This is a genomic window from Priestia sp. P5_B4 (assembly GCF_056400385.1).
Window position 1 is genome coordinate 1 of the sequence record NZ_JBFULJ010000459.1, and the last position, 3063, is coordinate 3063.

At 40.8% G+C, this 3063-nt stretch carries 3 protein-coding genes; all 3 read left to right on the forward strand.

Annotated elements, in window-relative coordinates; genetic code table 11:
• The first annotated feature begins 127 nt into the window (after window positions 1-127).
• Window positions 128-592: a hut operon transcriptional regulator HutP gene (hutP, locus tag AC1DRF_RS21250; protein WP_427076683.1), complete on the forward strand. Its 465-nt coding sequence runs from the start codon at window positions 128-130 to the stop codon at window positions 590-592.
• 355 nt (window positions 593-947) lie between these two features.
• Window positions 948-2168: an MFS transporter gene (locus AC1DRF_RS21255; RefSeq protein ID WP_028408110.1), complete on the forward strand. Its 1221-nt coding sequence runs from the start codon at window positions 948-950 to the stop codon at window positions 2166-2168.
• A 258-nt stretch (window positions 2169-2426) separates the two neighbouring features.
• Window positions 2427-3063 (forward strand): type 1 glutamine amidotransferase domain-containing protein (locus AC1DRF_RS21260; protein ID WP_477741623.1); only part of this gene is annotated, 637 nt, incomplete at its 3' end.

Below are 3063 nucleotides of genomic sequence, written 5' to 3' on the forward strand. Positions count from 1 at the left end.
TAACAGTGTTGGACAATACACATAGATCWCCTAATCCTTGAAGTGAGCGCTCGTTCGTTGAATAATCAGCACCTTTTTAGGTACCGTCTGTTAAAATAATAAGGGGATAGAAGGGAGGGAATGACAGTTGAGCAATAAATTTCAACAAGTTAATGATTTTTCAATGGGAAGATTAACATCTTTACTCGTTCTTTTACATAATACGGAACTAGCTGATGGTATTGAAAAGGAAATTAATGAGAGAGGATACAGCTACACAGTAGGAAAAGTCGGAGCGATGGAGCTGTCTAAAGTCGTGGCGGCAATTGAAACGAGCGCCAAGACAAACAAAATTATTAATGCCCAGTCGTACCGGGAAGTTCACGCTCTTTATCATGCTATACTTGAGGCCATTCAAGGAGTTAGTCGAGGAACGCTGCAGCTGGGTGATATTTTACGGACGGTAGGACTCACATTTTCAATCGTGCGCGGAAAAATTGAGTTTTCAGGATCAAGCGACGAATGGATTAGCGTTTGTGTGTATGGAACGATAGGTGCGCCTAAAAAAGGCTTTGAACATGATACATTAGGCTTTGGTTTTAACCATATTTGAAAAAATAATGAACGAAATAGTGTCTATGTAAAAAGTGAAAGATGTACATAGCTGCTTTAAAGAAGATATTTTTCTTATTGAAAGGTTCTGTGCGGCGTGTTAACATAATAATTAATATAATAACTGCCTTTAAGACGGTCCAGAGAGGCCGAAAAGGACGGATCACTCATTTACTGCTTCTATGCCTATCTGTGCCCTTTTGCTCTCTGCGACAAAAGGGCTTTTATGTGTTACTTACCTCTTTTAAACGAAGTCCAGAGAGGCTTCAAAAGAGAATGGAGATATGTTATTTATCCATTCCTTCAAAAAAGAAAGAGCGTTGATACGGAAAGAATACACTGGAGGGTGGAACAACATGAATTATCGTAACAAGACAGTTGTAGCATCAGTAGCAGGTTTGACGTTAGAAGGGATGGACATTATGTTTATCTCGTTTGCTATGTCAATGATTATTGCTGAATTTCACATTGATTTAGCAACAGGTGGACTTATTTCTTCTATTACGAATATAGGAATGCTGATAGGTGGAGTCATCTTCGGAATTTTAGCAGATAAATTTGGAAGAGTGCGGGTTTTTACCTACACGGTTCTTCTATTTGCAGTCGGAACGGCATTAACAGGTTTTGCAGCAAATGTTGAACAAGTGTATGCTTCGCGATTTATTGCCGGAATTGGGGCTGGAGGAGAGTACGGGATCGGTATGGCTCTTGTAGCAGAAGCGTGGCCGAAACATAAGCAAGGACGAGCTTCATCCTATGTTAGTATTGGCGCACAATTTGGAGTGATCCTTGCGGCGCTTTTAAGTTCTCTGATCCTGCCGATTTTCGGATGGAGAGCGCTGTTTTTTGTGGGAATCATCCCCGTCATTTTTGCTTTTATCGTACGAAAAAATTTAAACGAATCTCCTGAGTGGCTACAAGCTCAAAAAGAGAAAACAGCGGTTGTTAAAAATAATGGTAAGCTTCGTCAATTATTCGCTACGCCTAGGACGGCGATGACGACTATTTCGCTGGCAGTGATGGCTACAGTCCAAATTGCAGGCTATAACGGACTTATGATATGGCTTCCATCTATGCTTCAGCAATCACAAGGCCTCTCTGTTTCAAGTTCAGCTCTTTGGACAATCAGTACAGCCGTTGGAATGATTATAGGCATGCTAACATTTGGTCAATTTATGGACCGTTTTGGATCGAAACGTACTTTTGGAATCTTTCTTCTTGCTTCAGCTTGTGCGGTATTTTTATACTCGTATGCCGAAGGAGGTGCAGGGCTGCTTATAGGAGGAGCTGTGGTCGGATTTTTCTCAAACGGAATGTTCGCGGGATACGGAGCATTGATCAGCAGCCACTATTCAGTAGAAGTGCGCAGCACTGCAACGAACACCATTTTTAACTTTGGGCGAGCGCTCGGAGGGTTATCCCCCATTCTTGTCGGCTATCTTTTGCAAAGCTATGATATGACAGTAGCGATGACGTACTTGGCGGGGCTGTACTGTATTTCGTTTATTTTTATGGTAAGTCTTAAAAGAACGGGAGAAAAGAAAGTGAAACAAATGAACGCTCAATCTGCTCTTTAAAATAAAAGATAGATTCTATGCTTTTCTGGAAAAAACCGCGCTTATTCAAAAGGGCGGTTTTTTTGAGTGTATAAAAAATAAATTCAGATATACGGTTGTTTTTTCGCAGATGCTTTATTAACAAAGACACGTTATCTATAAAAATATTTATGGATAAGCAGATATTTTCTAATTTGTATTATAGTAATTCCTCTCTTACAATAGGGTGTGTAAGGCAGAAACAGAAAATACTATCTTTATTTACAGGAGGACGTTACTATGTCTAAACATATATTAATGGTCGTAACAACGGCTGACAAAATGAAAGAAAATCATCCAACAGGCCTTTGGCTTTCAGAATTTGGTGAAGCGTACGTAGAGTTCGAAAAAGCTGGATTTACGATTACTGTAGCAAGTCCTGTAGGAGGAAAAGCGCCGGTGGATGCTCGCAGCCTTGAAGGGGAGACTTCTCAAGAAATCTTAAATACAGCTAAGCATCTAGAGAATACTCTAAAACTTGATACCATTACAGACAGTGCTAAATTCGATGCTGTTTTCTTACCAGGCGGTCACGGCACAATGTTTGATCTGCCAGATAATCAAACGCTCCACGCTTTAATTCGTGAACTATACGAAGGAGACAAAGTAGTAGCCGCTGTATGCCATGGACCCGCAGGCTTAGTAGGTGTTACATTATCAGATGAAAAGCCGTTGGTCGAAGGAAAAGATGTCGCTGCGTTTACAGATGATGAAGAACGTGAAACAACATTGGACCGCTTCATGCCGTTTCTTTTGGAAACACGTCTGCGTGAACTTGGGGCAAATGTAGTAACTGCTCCAAACTGGGCAGATAATGTACAAGCAGATGGCAACCTAATAACAGGTCAAAATCCTCAGTCAACAATCAGTGTAGCTA